At 65.0% G+C, this 15,827-nt stretch carries 14 protein-coding genes; 2 read left to right on the top strand and 12 right to left on the bottom strand.

Going from position 1 to position 15,827, the window contains the following annotated elements:
- Nucleotides 1–273: 273 nt before the first annotated feature.
- The 10 genes from RPS27_RS24035 to RPS27_RS23995 all read right to left on the bottom strand — a co-directional run bounded on the left by RPS27_RS24035 (nt 274) and on the right by RPS27_RS23995 (nt 11,467).
- On the bottom strand, nt 274–720 hold the full coding sequence (locus RPS27_RS24035; protein WP_313754656.1) for a cytochrome c: 447 nt from the start codon (nt 718–720) through the stop codon (nt 274–276).
- 148 nt (nt 721–868) lie between these two features.
- On the bottom strand, nt 869–3,178 hold the full coding sequence (locus tag RPS27_RS24030; RefSeq protein ID WP_313754655.1) for a xanthine dehydrogenase family protein molybdopterin-binding subunit: 2,310 nt from the start codon (nt 3,176–3,178) through the stop codon (nt 869–871).
- Between the two features lie 210 nt (nt 3,179–3,388).
- Nucleotides 3,389–3,688 (bottom strand): putative quinol monooxygenase, encoded by a 300-nt coding sequence (locus RPS27_RS24025; protein WP_313754654.1) that lies wholly within the window; start codon nt 3,686–3,688, stop codon nt 3,389–3,391.
- A gap of 197 nt (nt 3,689–3,885) precedes the next feature.
- Nucleotides 3,886–4,374, bottom strand: a complete 489-nt coding sequence (locus RPS27_RS39765) for a GNAT family N-acetyltransferase (RefSeq protein ID WP_409517567.1) — start codon at nt 4,372–4,374, stop codon at nt 3,886–3,888.
- A gap of 52 nt (nt 4,375–4,426) precedes the next feature.
- Nucleotides 4,427–4,699 carry a DUF1127 domain-containing protein gene (locus RPS27_RS24020; protein ID WP_313754653.1) on the bottom strand — a complete coding sequence of 91 codons (273 nt, stop codon included), beginning with the start codon at nt 4,697–4,699 and terminating at the stop codon, nt 4,427–4,429.
- Between the two features lie 257 nt (nt 4,700–4,956).
- Entirely contained in the window at nt 4,957–6,483 is a 1,527-nt protein-coding gene (gene murJ, locus RPS27_RS24015) for a murein biosynthesis integral membrane protein MurJ (protein WP_313754652.1), read from the bottom strand.
- 185 nt (nt 6,484–6,668) lie between these two features.
- Nucleotides 6,669–7,820, bottom strand: coding sequence for a DegT/DnrJ/EryC1/StrS family aminotransferase (locus tag RPS27_RS24010; protein ID WP_313754651.1), 1,152 nt, complete (start codon nt 7,818–7,820; stop codon nt 6,669–6,671).
- A gap of 51 nt (nt 7,821–7,871) precedes the next feature.
- Nucleotides 7,872–8,876 carry a Gfo/Idh/MocA family oxidoreductase gene (locus tag RPS27_RS24005; protein WP_313754650.1) on the bottom strand — a complete coding sequence of 335 codons (1,005 nt, stop codon included), beginning with the start codon at nt 8,874–8,876 and terminating at the stop codon, nt 7,872–7,874.
- Between the two features lie 181 nt (nt 8,877–9,057).
- The gene (locus RPS27_RS24000) at nt 9,058–10,470 is read right to left on the bottom strand and encodes a mannose-1-phosphate guanylyltransferase/mannose-6-phosphate isomerase (protein ID WP_211419792.1); all 1,413 of its coding nucleotides are present in this window, start codon (nt 10,468–10,470) and stop codon (nt 9,058–9,060) included.
- 7 nt (nt 10,471–10,477) lie between these two features.
- Nucleotides 10,478–11,467: an NAD-dependent epimerase gene (locus RPS27_RS23995; protein ID WP_313754649.1), complete on the bottom strand. Its 990-nt coding sequence runs from the start codon at nt 11,465–11,467 to the stop codon at nt 10,478–10,480.
- 226 nt (nt 11,468–11,693) lie between these two features.
- Here RPS27_RS23995 and RPS27_RS23990 point away from each other — a divergent pair, with 226 nt between their 5' ends.
- Together RPS27_RS23990 and RPS27_RS23985 are read left to right on the top strand one after the other, a co-directional pair.
- Nucleotides 11,694–12,653, top strand: coding sequence for a lysylphosphatidylglycerol synthase transmembrane domain-containing protein (locus RPS27_RS23990; protein WP_194403319.1), 960 nt, complete (start codon nt 11,694–11,696; stop codon nt 12,651–12,653).
- A 35-nt stretch (nt 12,654–12,688) separates the two neighbouring features.
- On the top strand, nt 12,689–13,675 hold the full coding sequence (locus RPS27_RS23985) for an MraY family glycosyltransferase (RefSeq protein ID WP_409517568.1): 987 nt from the start codon (nt 12,689–12,691) through the stop codon (nt 13,673–13,675).
- Here the strand turns inward: RPS27_RS23985 and RPS27_RS23980 are convergent.
- Nucleotides 13,663–14,610: an NAD-dependent epimerase/dehydratase family protein gene (locus RPS27_RS23980; protein WP_211419794.1), complete on the bottom strand. Its 948-nt coding sequence runs from the start codon at nt 14,608–14,610 to the stop codon at nt 13,663–13,665. The two genes, RPS27_RS23985 and RPS27_RS23980, sit on opposite strands and share 13 nt — an antisense overlap.
- A complete protein-coding gene (locus RPS27_RS23975; protein ID WP_313754648.1) occupies nt 14,607–15,827 on the bottom strand; it encodes a glycosyltransferase family 4 protein in 1,221 nt (406 codons plus the stop codon). The genes RPS27_RS23980 and RPS27_RS23975 overlap by 4 nt, the downstream gene beginning before the upstream one ends.

Raw genomic sequence — 15,827 nt, 5'->3', positions numbered from 1 at the left:
CCTCGCCGCGCGCTGGAACTCCTGATGTCATGAGGCAGTCGAAACAGACGAGCCGACTCACATCAACGCCACGGCCGTTGCTGCGAACATAACCGCTCGGACGGCGATCCGTCAGACCTTGCGGACGGAAAAAGGGCGGCTGCTTTCGCAACCGCCCTCCATCATTCAAATTGAGTCTGTAGCCCGGATAGGCGAAGCGACATCCGGGACAGACTGAGCTTGGCTGGAAGCCCCGGATATCGCTTCGCTCATCCGGGCTACGAAAGTACCGCCTCAGCTGTTCTTCACGCGGTAGGTCTCGTGGCAGCCGCCACATTCCTTGCCGATGGCAGGCATGTTCGCCTTGAGCGAGTCCAGATCCTTGATCTTGCCCTTGGCCTCGCTGACGACCTTGGCGAAGCTTGCGATCTTCGCGTCGAAGCCGGCCTTGTCCTCCCAGACCTTCGGCGAGGTCGAGTAGTCGCCGTCGAGCTTGGCGCCTTTGGCGCTGGCCGGAAACAGGGTCGGCAGCTTCTTGGCGGTATCCTCGAACTGCGCCAGCGCGCTGTCCACCGTGGCCTGGTCGTAGGGCTTCTCGCCCTTGACCATCGCCGACATCGCGCCGGCATTCTTGCCGTTGCCCTTCATGAGCATCTGAGCTTCCTTGGCGGAATCCTGTTGCGCCCAGACGGCACCCATCCCGAGCAGCAGCGCGCCCCCGACAACCAACATTCGCTTCATTCGCAAAATCCCTTTCCCTGATGCAGGATCGTGCCGACCCCTGAATGGGCCAACACCGATTGGCAGATTTCATTCCATCGGGAGTGCGACGATAAATCGTCGCACTCCGGCTGATGGGTTAAGCAAACGCGTGCGCGTCTGCCTGGTATTACAGGCTGTGACGGCGATGGTGTTCGCTGATCGCGATCCATACCCGCTCCGGGGTCGCCGGCATGTCGATGTGGTCGATCTTGTATTCGCGCCAGAGCCCATCGACGATGGCGTTGACGACGGCCGGACAGGAGCCGATCGCGCCGGCCTCGCCCGCCCCCTTCACGCCCATCGGATTGGTCTTGCAGGGGACGTTGGCCGTCTCGAACACGAAGGCGGGACCATCCGCCGCCCGGGGCAGCGCGTAGTCCATGTAGGTCGCGGTGATGAGCTGGCCGTCGGTTGCGCCATAGACCACCTGCTCCATCAGGGCCTGGCCGATGCCCTGCATGGCGCCGCCATGGACCTGGCCGGCCAGCAGCAGCGGATTGAGCGTCTTGCCGAAATCATCGACGATCACGTAGTTGACGATCTTGATGATGCCGGTGGCCGGATCGATCTCGACCTCCGCGACATGGGTGCCGTTGGGATAGGTGCCGTCGGCGCTGGCAAAGGTCGCGCTGCCGTTCAGCTTCGAGGGATCGACGCCGGGCCGCTTGGCGAGATCGGCGAACGAGATCGAACGGTCGGTGCCGGCGATACGCACCACGCCTTCGGAAATCTCGAGGTCGCCGGCGCCCGCCTCCAGCGCCTGCGCCGCGATCTCCTTGAGCTTTTGCCCAAGCTCCCGCGTCGCACGCTCGACGCTGACGCCGCCGGAGGGGATCGAGGCCGAGCCGCCGGTGCCGAGGCCCGTGGCAATCTCGTCGGTGTCGCCCTGGCGGACGTGGACCCGTTCCGGCGCGACGCCGAACTGCTCGGCGACGATCTGGGCATAGGCGGTCTGGTGGCCCTGCCCGCTCGACTGCGTGCCGATCAGCACGGTGACGTCGCCGTTGGGATCGAGGCGGACATTGGCTGTCTCCTCACCCATCACGCCGCAAATCTCGACATAGCTCGCAAGCCCAATGCCGCGGATCAAGCCGCCCTTCTTGGCCGCCTTGGCTCGCTTTGGAAATTCCTTCCACTCCGCGATCTCCATCGCGCGCTTGAGATGCGCGGCGAAGTCGCCGGAATCATAGACCTTGCCCGTGGCCGTCTTGTACGGCAGCGCCTTCGGCGGAATGAAATTCTTGCGGCGGATGGCATCCGGCGTCATGTCGAGTTTGCGCGCGCAGGCATCGACGAGGCGCTCGATGACATAGGCCGCCTCGGGCCGGCCTGCGCCGCGATAGGCGTCCACCGGCACGCTGTGGGTGAAGATGGTGCGCACCCGGCAATGGAAGGCCTGGATGTCGTAGAGCCCCGGCAGCATGCCGGCACCACCGTGCGGAATGTAGGGCCCGAAGGTCGACAGATACGCGCCCATGTCGCCCATGAGGTCGCAATCCATCGCGAGGAATTTGCCGTCCTCGGCGAGCGCCATCTTGGCGGTGGTGACGTTGTCGCGACCCTGCGCGTCCCCCATGAAATGCTCGGTGCGGTCGGCCGCCCATTTCACCGTCTTCTTGAGCTTCTTGGCCGCAACCGCCATCAGGGCGTATTCGCGATACGGAAACAATTTCGTGCCGAAGCCGCCGCCGACGTCGGGGCAGATCACCCGCATCTTGTCGGTGGGGATGTTGAGCACGTTCTGGCACAGGATGTCGCGCAGGCGATGGCTGCCCTGGCTGCCGATCGTCAGCGTCAGATGGTCGCGCTTGGAATCGTATTCACAGACCGCGGCGCGCGTCTCCATGAAGCTCGCGACCACGCGCGGATTGACGATGGAGATTTCGGCGACCGCATGCGCCTTGGCGAAGGCAGCTTCGGTCGCCGCCTTGTCGCCGATCGAGACGTCGAACAGCACGTTACCAGCCTTGTCGGGCCAGACTTGCGGTGCGCCCTTCTTCACGGCGTTGACGACACCGGTGACCGCCGGCAGCGGCGACCATTTGACCTCGATCGCCTCGATCGCGTCGCGGGCCTGGTCGATGGTCTCGGCGACCACGAAGGCGATGGAATCGCCGACATGGCGAACCTCGTCCTTGGCGAGGATCGGGTAAGGCGGGCCGGTGAACGGATCGGTCTCGAGATTGAACAGGCACGGCAGATTGCCGAGATCGGCGACGTCATCCGCGGTCAAAATCAGCGCAACGCCGGGCATGCCGCGGGCACGGCTTGCATCGATGGTGTATTTGGCATGCGCGTGCGGCGAGCGCAGCATCAGGCAGCGCAGCGCGGCCTGCGGCGCGTAATCGTCGGTATAGCGGCCCTTGCCGCGGATGAGCGCGTCATCCTCCTTGCGCAGCACGCTTTGGCCAACGCCGAACTTGATGGGAGCCGCCATTTTATCTTCCCGTTCTCATGGTTGTTTTGCGGGCATATTGCCGTGGAAAAACCGGCAAGGCAAATGGGTTTAGGTGGGCTTGATCGCAGGCCGAGATCGATGTCCTCACCTCTCGCGGATCGCGAGGCCTCGCCTGGCGTGCTACCCGGGTCCGCACATATGGGATGCTGCGCCGATAACGATATCGTGTCGCGTCCCAATCTGCGCGCTTCAAAGCCCGGCCATCCTAGCAGCCTCGTAGATCTCGATGGTCGTCGCCTCCGACACGAGCGACTGCAGCGCACGGACAAAGTCGCGCGAGGCCGGAACCGCGAAGTGCGCACGCAGCGCCGCGCGATCGGCCCACTGCTCGACGAATACGAACTTGAGGGGATTCTCGCAATCGACATGCACCGCATGCGAGATGCAACCGGGCTCGGCGCGCGAGCGTTGGACGTGTTCCAGGCTTAGTCTCCGGACCTCATCGATCGAGTCCAGCCTTGCGATTGCGCTGCCGGTCACCAGGATCATGTCACCTTCCCCCTCCGCTCAGTGGAATGTCCCATGGACTCGGTCGGGGAGTCCAGCCGAGCGGCAGGGACCACGACAGACGCTTTCGAGGCGACGGTCTCGACGCCGAGACACGCATTGCGCCGCCGTACCAGGATTCCCGATGGGCCAAACCAGGCCGGCGCTATTGGCTGAACGTCCTGACCATGAGGTATTTGTCATACGTGACGTCGCTTACACGGACGGCTCGGGGATCCGTACCGTATACTCCGAACCCTTGCGCTTGTAGGTCTTGATCGCAGCGGTCGCTTCGAGCAGGACTCGAGATGCACCTGTTCGACACATGCCTCGGCATGAGCAAGAAGCTCTTTGATGAGCCGATCGCCGACGCCTCGACCTCGGCCGCCCTCCCTCACGTAAACCGTGAAGATGTGGCCCCTGTGCCGCGATCGCCGATCTGGCGACACGTAGAAGCCTGCTATCCCGATCAGATTTCCGCGCTCAAAAGCGCCAAGGATCACTCCACTCAGCCAACGTCGATAGGCCGCGAGCGTCGCCTCGCCGCCCTCGTCCTCTTCACGAGAGCCAAAGGTTTGAGGGTGTGTCCGAAGCGCCTCCGCGCGAATGTCGTGAAAGTGGTCGAGATCATCGACCGTCAATCGTCGGATGTCCAGGTCCGCAGGGGCAGGCGCAGCATGCGATGCCATGGTCACCTCCTCTTCTTTGTCGACAGTGAAGGTCGCGGGGGGTTGGTGGTCGTCACATCCCACCACGGCCCCACAGGGTCCTCGCATTGTCTCTCAACCTGTCGATGGCGCGTTCAGGCGCTAGTCTGTCGATCTCACCGCGCGTCAGGCCGATATCCATCAGCTCCCTGTCGCTGAGATCGTGCAAGGCGACCCGGGCGCGCGGCCGCCCCTCCTGAAACGCAAGCCAATATCGCCTGAGCAAGCTCAGGACGATGGAAAGATCGAAGCGAAGTCTCGCGGCGTCGGGCTCCGTGGCTGTGATGTTCGTCAGTTGGGGTGGCATCGGATGCTCCTGCTGTTGAGCCGGCAGGGAGCGTGGCCACAAAAAAGGCCCCGTCCGATGCCGGCGGGGCCTGGTGGAAAAGATGTCGTCGAATTCCTAGCGCACGACTCCTCCCACGGCCCAGCCGAAGCGGGTCATGTGGTTGCGGTTGACGATGCGCGAGCGTTTGATCATGCACCGCACATATCACGGCGATCGCACCAAATCAAGAGATGTGCAGATGCTGTTTGCATCCTGGAGGCGAGCGCGCTGCTCGCCTAGCCGCGCACCAGCGACACCAGCCAGCTGCGGCCGAACAGCGCAAGGATCGCGAGCGCATAGACGATGGTGCCGCCGGCGGCGAGCAACACCAGCGTCACCTCGTCACGGAAATGCATCGAGCCTAACGAGGGACCGCTGAAGCGCGCGATCAGCCAGAACGCCATCGCGAGGATGATGCCAATCAGCAGGAATTTGCCGAGCGACATCAGCCAGGCTCGGTCCAGCACGAGGAAACCGCGCCGCACGGCGAAGAACAGCACCAGCAGCAGATTGGTCCAGACGCCGACGGCGGTGGCGAGCGCAAGGCCGATCTGGGCGAGCGATCCCATCAAGGCGACTTTGAGGGCAACGTTGACGGCGATGCCGGTCAGGGATGCCCGCACCGGCGTCGCGGTGTCCTTGCGCGCATAGAAGGTCGCGACCGCGCTACGGATCAGTACGAAGGGGATCAGGCCGATCGCATAAGCCGCGAGCGTGCTGCCCGCGGCGACCGCATCGGCCTTGGAGAACGCGCCGCGGGCGAACAGCGCGCGCATGATCTCGTCGGGCACGGTAAGGAAGGCCGCGACGAACGGGATCGAGAACAGCAGCGTGAAATCGAAGGCGCGGCGCTGCGCCTTCATCGCGCCGTCGAGGTCGTTGGCCGTGATCCGCCGCGACATCTCCGGCAGCAGCACGGTGCCGATGGCGATGCCGATGACGCCGATCGGAAGCTGGTTGAGCCGGTCGGCATAATACAGCGCCGACAGCGCGCCCGCGGGCAGGAAAGTCGCGATGATGGTGTCGGCGAACAGCGCGACCTGCGTCCCCATGGAGCCCAGTGTCGCAGGTCCCAACGCTTTGAAAAAGCCGCGGACGTCTTCGTCGAGCTTCAATGGCGCAAAGCGCGGCAGGCCGCCATGGCGGGCGAGATCGCCAGCAAGCAGGAAATATTGCAGGAAGCCCGAGATGAGGACGCCCCACGCGGCGGCGTGGCCCGCGGTCGGAAACCAGACCGCAACCGCCAGCGTCATCATCATCGCGACGTTGAGGAAGATCGACGCCGCCGCTGCGCTGGCAAAGCGCTGCATCACGTTGAGCATGCCGCCATAGAGCGTCACCAGCGTGATCAGGAGCAGATAGGGAAAGGTGATCCGGGTCAGTTCGATCGCGAGCCTGCGCTGCTCGGCGTCCTCGGAAAAGCCTGGCGCCAGGATGCTCATGGCCTGCGGCATGAACAGCCAGGCGACGAGCAGCAGCACCACCTGCGAGGCCAGCAGCAACGTAAAGATACGGTCGGCGAACAGATGTGCCGCCGCCTCCCCCTTCTCGCCATGGACATGGGCATAGGCCGGCACCCAGGAGGCGTTGAAGGCGCCCTCGGCGAAGATCGCGCGGAAATGATTGGGCAGGCGCAGCGCCACGAAGAAGGCATCGGCCACCGGGCCGGCGCCGAGGATCGCCGCGAGCATGATGTCGCGGGCAAATCCCGTCAGCCGCGAAAGCAGCGTGTAACCACCGACCGTGAAGATGCGTCCGAGCATGCGTCTGTTTTAGAGCATGGCGCGATTAGGTCTAGGTGGAAGCGGCCACAGAGGTCGATTGCAGCGACGATGCCCGTTGCTGTGCCCTCTCCCCTTGTGGGAGAGGGCAGCGCCGAGGGTAGACGCAAGCTCAATCGCCGCTACGCGGCGATCCACCCTCTCCCACAAGGGGAGAGGGAAAGAAATCAGCCCGCCAGCGCGCCGCGCACGGCGGCGATCACGCGTTCCTGGTCGGCTTCGGTCAGATAGGCGTGCATCGGCAGGCTGATGACGTCTTGCGACAGGCTCTCGCAACCCGGAAGGCCGCCCTCGGCGACCGGATACTGCTTGTAGGCGGTCTGCTGGTGCATCGACTTGCCGTAATAGATCGCGGTCGGCACGCCCTGGGCCTTCAGCGCGGCAGCGAAGCCGTCGCGGTCGGTACCTTTGGGCAGGCGGATCGTGTACTGCGCCCAGACCGAGGTGTTGCCGGGCGCGAGGCGCGGCACGGTGACGACGTTGGAGAGGCCACGCGCGTAGCGCTCCGCAACCTTGTTGCGGGCGGCGATCTCGTCGTCGAAGATCTTCAGCTTCTCGATCAGGACCGCGGCCTGCATGGTGTCGAGCCGGCCGGTCAGGCCGAGGCGGACGTTGTCGTATTTGTCGACGCCCTGCCCGTGCACGCGGATGCTGCGCAGGGTCGCCGCGAGCTCGTCGTCATCGGTGAAGATCGCGCCGCCGTCGCCGAAGCAGCCGAGCGGCTTGGCCGGGAAGAAGCTGGTCGCGGTGGCGAGGCCGAAGGTGCCGAGCTTGAGGCCCTTGTAGCTGGCGCCAAAGCCTTGCGCTGCGTCATCGAGCACGAACAGGCCCTCGGCCCTGGCGATCTCGGCGATGGCGTCGTGATCGGCGGGCTGGCCGAACAGGTCGACCGGAATCACCGCCACCGGCTTGAGGCCGGCCTTGCGGGCGGTCGCGATACCGCGCTTGAGCGATTCCGGGCTCATGTTGAAGGTGGCTTCGTCGACGTCGACATAGACGGGCGTCGCGCCGGTCCGCGCTACCGGCGAGGCCGTTGCGATGAAGGTGAAGGACGGACACAGCACCGCATCGCCGGGCCCGACATTCTTCGCCATCATCACCATCAGAATGGCGTCGGTGCCGCTGGCGCAGCCGATCACGTGCTTGGCGCCGCTATAGGCTGCGAGCTGCTTCTCGAGCTCGAACACCTCAGGGCCGTTGACGAACTGGCAATGGTCCATCACGCGCTTGACGGCCTCATCGAGCGAGGCGCCGAGCCGGCGGCGCTGCGAGGCAACGTCGATGAAGGGAATGGGTTCGGAACGCAGATGCTGGTTCATTGTCTGGTTCTTGGCGCCTTGCTGGTGTTGAGCAGTCGAGATGGAAAGGGATCAGCCGGCGACGCGGCGCGGCCCCTTGAGGGCGGACGATTTGGCCGCGGGCCGCGACGGCGTCTCCAGGCACTGGGTCGCGATCTCGAGGCTGGCGACACCCTCGTCGCCGGTGACCGCCGGCGTCTCGCCGTTACGTACCGCCTTGAGGAACGCGATCAGTTCGGCGCGCAGGGGCTCGTCATGGCCGACCGGCAGATGCCGCATCGAATAGCTGCCGTCAGGCTTGAAGCCGAAGCATTCGGTGACCTGGCGCGTCAGGAGATCGCCCATCACGTATTTGCCGCGGGTCGCGACCGTGACGCTGCGCGCCTTGAACGGCGTCAGCCAGTTGGTGTTGATGTGGGCGAGCACGCCGCTCTCGGTGCGGAACTGCAAGAGCGCGATGTCCTCGCGCTCGGCAACCGCGCTCGACAATTGCGGCTGCACCTCGACGATGTCGGATTCGGTGAACCAGCGAATCAGATCGATGTCGTGCACGGCAAGGTCGATGACGACGCCGACATTGGACATGCGCGGCGGGAACGGACCGACGCGGGTGATGGCGATGGAGAGAATGTGCTCGCCCGCGATCGCCTGCTTGACGGCGGCCACGGCCGGATTGAAGCGCTCGACATGGCCGACCATCAGCGTCACGCCGGCCTTCTGCGCGGCGGTGACGATCTCGCGGCCCTCTTGGACGGTGGAGGCGATCGGCTTCTCGACCAGGACATGGATGTTCTTGGCGATGCAGGCGAGCGCGACCTCGTGATGCAGATGGGTCGGCGCAGCGATGGTGACGGCGTCGACGCCGGCCGCGAACAATTCGTCGAGCGTCTCGAAGCTCGGGCAATTGGCAAGTTCCGTCGCGCGGCTGCGATGCGCCGGTGAAGGATCGACGACGCCGACGAGGCTGACGCCGGGCAGGCCGCTGAGCACGCGCGCATGGTTGCTGCCCATCACGCCCGCGCCAATGACGCCGACGCGCAAGCCGGCCTTGGCCGGTGCAGATCCTTTGGAACTCATCTGAGCAAACCCCGATTCAACGCAAATCCCCGGCGCGCTTCTAGCACGGACGCCACATTTGTGGCGAATGCCGCCCTCGCGGCCCGGACACGATTTGATTCAAAAAGTTACACGTTCCCCGGGCCTTAGGCCGAAAAATATCGCCTGTTGGGCCCGGGTCTCGTGATTCGGAGTTTGCTGGTTACGACCTTTGGTAGTCGTCTTCAATCCGGATGATGTCGTCTTCCCCGAGATAGGAGCCGGTCTGGACCTCGATCAGTTCCAGCATGATTTTACCGGGGTTCTCCATGCGGTGGACGGCGCCCATCGGGATGTAGATCGACTCGTTCTCGTGCACCATCTTCACGGTGTCGTCGACCGTCACCTGCGCGGTGCCGCGGACCACGATCCAGTGCTCGGCCCGATGATGGTGCTTCTGCAGCGACAGCCGCCCGCCCGGCTTCACCACGATGCGCTTGACCTGGTGGCGCTCGCCATTGTCGACGGACTGGTAGCTGCCCCAGGGACGATGCACCTTGAGATGCTCCTCGGTGACCTTCGGCGCGACCGCCTTCAGCTTGGTGACGAGACGCTTCAGGCCGTTGGCATCCTTCTGGCGCGAGACCAGAACCGCGTCCGCGGTTGCGACCACGACGAGATCATCGACGCCTTCGAGCGCGACCAGCGCCTGGTCGGTCGTGACGTTGCAGTTGCGGGAATCCTCGAACACCGCGGCACCGTGCGCCGCATTGCCCTGCGCGTCCTTCGCGGACAATTCCCACACCGCGTGCCAGGAGCCGACGTCCGACCAGCCGCACGACACCGGCACCACGGCAGCGCGCGAAGTCTTCTCCATCACGGCATAGTCGATCGAGATCGCCTTCGCCGCGCCGAACGCCTCCGGCTCCAGCGTGACGAAGCCGAGATCGCGTCCGGCATTGTTGACCGCGTTGCTGACCGCCTCGACGCTTGCCGCATCGACCTTGCGGTATTCGTCGAGCAGCACGCTCGCCGGGAACATGAAGTTGCCGCTGTTCCAGAGATAGCCCGAATTGACGTAGTCGGAGGCCTTCACCGCGTCGGGTTTCTCGACGAAGCGCGCGACCGCATGCACCTCGCCGGAGATCACCTCGCCAGGATTGATGTAGCCGTATTCAGTCGCCGGCCGCTCCGGCTTGACGCCGAAGGTGACGATGCGTCCGGTGCTCGCGGCGGTAAGCCCCTCGCGGCAGGCGGCGACGAAAGCGGCATTGTCCTGCACCACGTGATCGGCGGCAAGCGCGAGCACGATGGCCTCACTGGCGCGGTTCTGCGCGAACACCGCGCCGGCTGCGATCGCCGGCCCTGAATCGCGCCGCATCGGCTCGAGGATCACGTCGGCCTCGATGCCGATCTCGGCGAGCTGCTCCAGCACCATGAAGCGATAGGACGCGTTGGTGATGACGATCGGCCGGTCGAACAGGGAGGGATCGGAGACGCGCAGCAGCGTGTCCTGGAAGGTCGAGCGCGTGCCGAACAGGGGAAGAAACTGCTTGGGCCGCACCTCGCGCGACGCCGGCCACAGCCGCGTGCCGGCACCGCCGCACATGATCAGGGGGATTATGCGTTTGTCCATCGTCATCTCAAACCTTGAAGTAGTCCCGATACCAGGTGACAAAATTGTGGACCCCATGCTCGATCGGCGTTGACGGTGCAAAGCCGGTGTCGCGCATCAAATCCTCGACATCCGCGAACGTTTCCAGCACATCTCCCGGCTGCATCGGCAGCAATTCTTTGATCGCCGTCCGGCCCAGCTCCCGCTCCAGAAGACCGACGACGTGCATCAGTTCCTCCGGATGGTGATTGCCGACATTGTAGAGCTTAAACGGCGCATTTGCGGCAGAAGGATCGTCCGAGGGTACAAGATCGATCAGCTTGGATACGACACGCGTCACATCATCAACATAGGTGAAGTCGCGGCGCATCTGCCCATGGTTGAAGAGCCGGATCGGCTTGCCGGCCATGATGGCGTTTACGAACAGAAACATGGCCATGTCGGGCCGTCCCCATGGCCCGTAGATGGTAAAGAAGCGCAAGCCCGTGACCGGCAGGCGATAGAGATGGCTGTAGGACTGCGCCATCACCTCGTTCGCCTTCTTGGTCGCGGCATAGAAGCTCACGGGATGATCGGTACGGTCCGCAACCGCAAATGGCATTTTTGTGTTGGCGCCGTAAACGGAGGATGACGAGGCGTAGACGAGATGGCGACAGCCGTTATTGCGGCAGCCCTCGAGCACGTTGAGAAAGCCGACGAGGTTGGAATCGGCGTAGGTGTGCGGCTGCTCGATCGAGTAGCGCACGCCGGCCTGCGCCGCGAGATGCACCACCTCCGTGAAACGATGCTGCGCAAACAGCCTCGCGATCGTCTCGCGATCGGCAAGATCGGCCTCGACGAAGGAGAAACCGGAGTCGTTCTGCAACAGCGCCAGGCGGGCCCGCTTCAGTGCCGGATCGTAATAGGGGTTGAGATTGTCGAGCCCGACGACGGTGCGGCCTTCGCCCAGGAGCTGCCGGGCGACGTGAAAACCAATGAAACCAGCCGCGCCGGTAACCAAAATCGCCTGATCTGTCATCCTGTTCCCTGGGGATCCAAGCCGGCCCTGTTTAGCCGCCACCTCGATCGGCTCGCAATAGGCCCGCCGCGCGTCATGAGGACTCCTCTCAGCGTCCTTAACGAGGGTCAGCATCCTTAACGATGGCTATTGCAAGATCGGCGCCAAAACCATACCAAAGCGGCCGAATTCGGCGCCTCGCGTCGGGTTGCCTCAAATCTTCGCAAACCCTGTACATGCGGGCGAGATGCGCCGAATCCTGCTTTCTGCGGCCAAAATCCTGATTTCCGCGGCGCTGCTCTATCTGGCGCTGCGCAAGGTCGATCTGTCCGAACTGTTTTCGCGCTTCACCGTGAGCAGTCTGTTCTGGATCGGCGTGGCGATCGCGGTCACGTTCCTTCAGATCTTCGTCGGCGTACTGCGCTGGCGCGAGATCAGCGCGGTCTGCGGCGCGCCGCTCGAGCTCGGCCGCGCCATGCGCTACAACGTGATCGGCTCGTTCTTCAACCAGACCCTGCCGTCGGCGATCGGCGGCGACGCGGTCCGGCTGTGGCTCGTGGCACGCGCCGGGGCCGGCTGGCGTGCAGCCACCTACTCGATCTTCGTCGACCGCGCGATCGGCCTGATCGCGCTCGCGGTCCTCATCGTCGCGAGCCTGCCCTGGAGCTACACCCTCATCACCGATCCGCACGGACGCTCGGCACTGTTGCTCGTCGATCTGCTGGCGCTCGCCGGCGGCGTCGGCTTCCTGATCTTCGGTGCGCTGAAATGGCGCTGGCTGAAGACCTGGTGGGCCACGCACCATCTTCACGCCTGCGCGGTGATTGCAAACCGCGTGATCTTCAGCCGCAGCCGCGGGCCGATCATCGCGATCCTGTCGATCCTCGTTCACGTCCTCGCCGTCGTCATCGCCTGGTGCGTGGTGCAGTCGATCGCGGCCCCGGTTCGCTTCAGCGACGTCTTCATGCTCGTGCCGCCGGTGATGCTGATCACGATGATGCCGATCTCGATCGCCGGCTGGGGCGTGCGCGAGGCCACGATGGGCCTGGCATTCGGCTTCGCGGGACTCGCCGCCAATGAGGGCGTCAACGTCTCGCTGCTGTACGGCGCCGTGTTCTTCATCGTCGGCGCGTTCGGCGGCCTGGTCTGGATCCTCAGCGCGGAAAAGGCCGCGCAGGGGGCCACTCCGATCGGGGTGCCGGAGTGACGACGCTTGCCTCGGGCCCGGACCTTGCGGCCGGACTGCTGCTGTTCGCGCTTGCGCCCGTCGTGCTGGCTGCACTGATCTCCGCCTGCATCACCTGGCAGAGCATGCCGCTGCTGCAACGTTACGCGCTGGCGCGTCCCAACGCACGCTCGTCCCACAAGATTCCAACGCCGCAAGGCGCGGGCATCGCGGTGATCGCGGCAACGCTGCTGGTCGCCGCCTCTTTTGCTTACGGCGCAATTCCGCTGGCTGTGATCGGCTCCGCAATCCTGATCGCAATGGTCGGGCTCGTCGACGACATCAGGCCCCTCCCCGTCCTGGTCCGCCTCGTGTTGCAGGCCGCAGCCGTGGCCGCGATCGTCTTCACGGCGCCAGAGACGGCGCGCATCGTGCCGGCGCTGCCGTTCGCGCTGGAGCGCGGCCTCATCCTGCTCGCCGGAATCTGGTTCGTGAACCTCGTCAACTTCATGGACGGCCTCGACCTGATGACGGTGGCGGAGGTGGTGCCGGTCACCGCCGCGCTCGGACTGCTCGGATGGTTTGGCGACCTCTCGCCGGCTGCCGGACTGCTCGCCACGGCCCTGTGCGGGGCCATGCTCGGCTTTGCGCCGTTCAACCGCCCGGCCGCAAAAGTTTTCCTCGGCGATGTCGGCAGCCTGCCGATCGGACTTCTGCTCGGCTGGTGCCTGCTGGAGCTCGCCTGGCACGGGCAACCCGCCGCGGCGCTGCTGCTGCCGGCCTATTACCTTGCCGATGCCACCATCACGCTGTTTCGGCGCATCGTCAGGCGCGAGCCGTTCTGGTCGGCGCACCGCAGCCATTTCTATCAACGTGCGACCGACAACGGCTTCACGGTCCCGCGGGTGATCGGCGAGGTGTTCGCGCTCAATCTCGTGCTGGCGTTGCTTGGCATCGTCACCGTTCGCGCCGGCTCGACGACGATCACGATTGTGTCCTTGCTCGCAGGCGCGGCCGCCGTCGCTGTCGTGCTGCGGCGCTTTTCCCGCGCTCAGTCGTCCTGAGCCGACAGCGCCAGCCGCAACCCCTCGTCGAGTGAGACCTCCGGCTGCCAACCGGTCGCGATCGCCTTGGAGATGTTGAGCTCGAGCGAGCCGATCAGGCTATCATGCGCGTCTTGCCGGCCCGTTACGTTGAGCAGCGCGGTGAGCAGGCTCGTCGGCACGCCGAACAGCCGCAGCCTCTTGCCGGACGCATCGGCCAGACGCGTGATGAATTCGGGCGTCGAGACCTGCTCCCTGTCGGCCACGAGGAAGATATCGAAATTGCCGGCGGGATCGGGATGAGTGAGCCGGCGCAGGATGAACGACGACAGGTTCTGCACGGCAAGGAAGGCGCGGTGATTGCGGATCGCGCCAAAGGGCAGCGGCAGTCCGAGATCGACCGCGCGCGTCAGCAGCGCGAAATTGCCCTTGGCGCCCGCGCCATAGACCAGCGGTGGCCGGATCACCGAGATCTTCATATCGCTGTCGCGCGCCAATGTCCTCAAGCCCTCCTCGGCCGCGGCCTTGGACATGCCGTAGAGACCGCGCGGCGTCAGGATGTCGCTCTCGCTGAACGGCGCGCGGCCCTCGTTGCTACGGCCGTGCACCAGAACGGTGCTGACGAAAATGAACTGGCGCACGCCCGCCGTCGCCGCAGAACGCGCCAGATGCAACGTGCCGGCGATGTTGACGTTGCGGTAGAGCTGGACCGCGTGCTCCTCGTGCTTGTGATGCACGCGCGCGGCAAGATGCACGACGGCATCGACACCGTCGAGCGCGCCCGTCCAATCGGTCTCCGGGCCGATCGTTTCGATCACGACCTCATCGCCGGTCCCCTCGGGGCTGCGCACCGCGCGGCGAACCGACCATCCCGCGCGCGTGAGCGCGGGCACGACATGACGGCCGACGAAACCGTTCGCCCCCGTCACAAGCACCACTGGTTTCCGCTCGCTCATCCTTGCTCCGCCAGAACAGGGTTGCGCAACAATTCGCCGATCAGGCCGGCATAAGCGTTCATCGCGACGGTCCGGTCGAACTGTGCGGCCGCCTTCACCGCGCGTCCCGCCATGGCGTCGGCGTCGGAGCGGGACGCCATACGGATCGCGTCCGCCAAAAGATCGGCGCGGCCGGGCTTCACCACCCAGCCGAGTCCGTTCTCCACCACCGTCAGCGCGGCCTCGGCCTCCGGCTCGGAGACCAGCGCCACGGGACGGCCAACCGCCAGCAGATTGTAGAACCGGCTCGGCACCGACACCCCCGCAACGTCCTTCCGGTACGGAATGATCCAGAGATTGGCCGCCGCCAGGAACGCCTCGAGCTCGGCATCCTCGACCCGCGCCACGAAGGTGACATTGGCGAGCTTCGTCTCGGCCTGCAACTGCTTCAACCGGTCGAAGCCGATGCCCCAGCCCGAGAGCAGAAAATGGATCTCCGGCTGATCCTTCAAGAGGCGCGCCGCCTCGAATACGATCTCGGGATCATGAGTGAAGCCGAGATTGCCCGACAGGCCGACAACGAAGCCCGCCGACAGCGTCTTGCGGAACGGATTTTCCGGTGTGATCGGACGGGCACCGGGCGCCAGCGTCGCCCAGTTCGGGATGAAGCGGATCTTATTCCGCGTCATTCCGGAATAGCTGAGGAGCGGCCGCTCCGCATCGCGACCGATGGTGATCACCGCATTGAGCGCGCGGAACATCAGGCCGTTGGCGGCCCGCATCATCCGCGTCACGAACGAGCCGGGCTTCAGCAGGCCCGCCATCACCAGCACGTCGGGAAAGAGGTCATGCATGATCAGCGCCGAGCGCGCGCCCTTGAGCCTGGCCGCCGCCGCCACCGCGTAGGGCAGCATGAACGGCGCGGTGACCGTGAGCACGACGTCCCCTCGCCTCAGCTGCCGCGTCAATGCGAAGAACGTGCGCGCCGCGAACATGAGCTCGGACATCGCGCGCCGCACCAGCGCCGCCTTGCCGGCCAAGCGGTTCTTGATGGCGACGACGCGCGGCATGCCGGGACCGGTTTGCGAGGCCGGCAACGCGCCCGGCCAGCCCGAGAGCACGAGGACCTCGTGCTCGGCGGCGAGACGGCAGGCGATCTCGGCCATGATCGCCGCCGTCGTGCTGGTATCCGGCGGATAATGCTGGCTCGCGACCACGATCTTGCCGGAAGGCTGCAT

Source organism: Bradyrhizobium sp. WYCCWR 12699, from assembly GCF_032144035.1.
In the GTDB taxonomy this organism is placed as follows: Bacteria; Pseudomonadota; Alphaproteobacteria; order Rhizobiales; family Xanthobacteraceae; genus Bradyrhizobium.
The sequence above is the reverse complement of the archived record's forward strand: the minus strand, read 5'-3'. Positions and strand labels throughout refer to the sequence as shown.

Bases quoted from the DNA above. Each gene is read 5' to 3' on its own strand.
- RPS27_RS24035 (WP_313754656.1), bottom strand. From the start codon at position 720: ATGAAGCGAATGTTGGTTGTCGGGGGCGCGCTGCTGCTCGGGATGGGT.
- RPS27_RS24030 (WP_313754655.1), bottom strand. From the start codon at position 3,178: ATGGCGGCTCCCATCAAGTTCGGCGTTGGCCAAAGCGTGCTGCGCAAG.
- RPS27_RS24025 (WP_313754654.1), bottom strand. From the start codon at position 3,688: ATGATCCTGGTGACCGGCAGCGCAATCGCAAGGCTGGACTCGATCGAT.
- RPS27_RS39765 (WP_409517567.1), bottom strand. From the start codon at position 4,374: ATGGCATCGCATGCTGCGCCTGCCCCTGCGGACCTGGACATCCGACGA.
- RPS27_RS24020 (WP_313754653.1), bottom strand. From the start codon at position 4,699: ATGCCACCCCAACTGACGAACATCACAGCCACGGAGCCCGACGCCGCG.
- murJ (WP_313754652.1), bottom strand. From the start codon at position 6,483: ATGCTCGGACGCATCTTCACGGTCGGTGGTTACACGCTGCTTTCGCGG.
- RPS27_RS24010 (WP_313754651.1), bottom strand. From the start codon at position 7,820: ATGAACCAGCATCTGCGTTCCGAACCCATTCCCTTCATCGACGTTGCC.
- RPS27_RS24005 (WP_313754650.1), bottom strand. From the start codon at position 8,876: ATGAGTTCCAAAGGATCTGCACCGGCCAAGGCCGGCTTGCGCGTCGGC.
- RPS27_RS24000 (WP_211419792.1), bottom strand. From the start codon at position 10,470: ATGGACAAACGCATAATCCCCCTGATCATGTGCGGCGGTGCCGGCACG.
- RPS27_RS23995 (WP_313754649.1), bottom strand. From the start codon at position 11,467: ATGACAGATCAGGCGATTTTGGTTACCGGCGCGGCTGGTTTCATTGGT.
- RPS27_RS23990 (WP_194403319.1), top strand. From the start codon at position 11,694: ATGCGCCGAATCCTGCTTTCTGCGGCCAAAATCCTGATTTCCGCGGCG.
- RPS27_RS23980 (WP_211419794.1), bottom strand. From the start codon at position 14,610: ATGAGCGAGCGGAAACCAGTGGTGCTTGTGACGGGGGCGAACGGTTTC.
- RPS27_RS23975 (WP_313754648.1), bottom strand. From the start codon at position 15,827: ATGCAGCCTTCCGGCAAGATCGTGGTCGCGAGCCAGCATTATCCGCCG.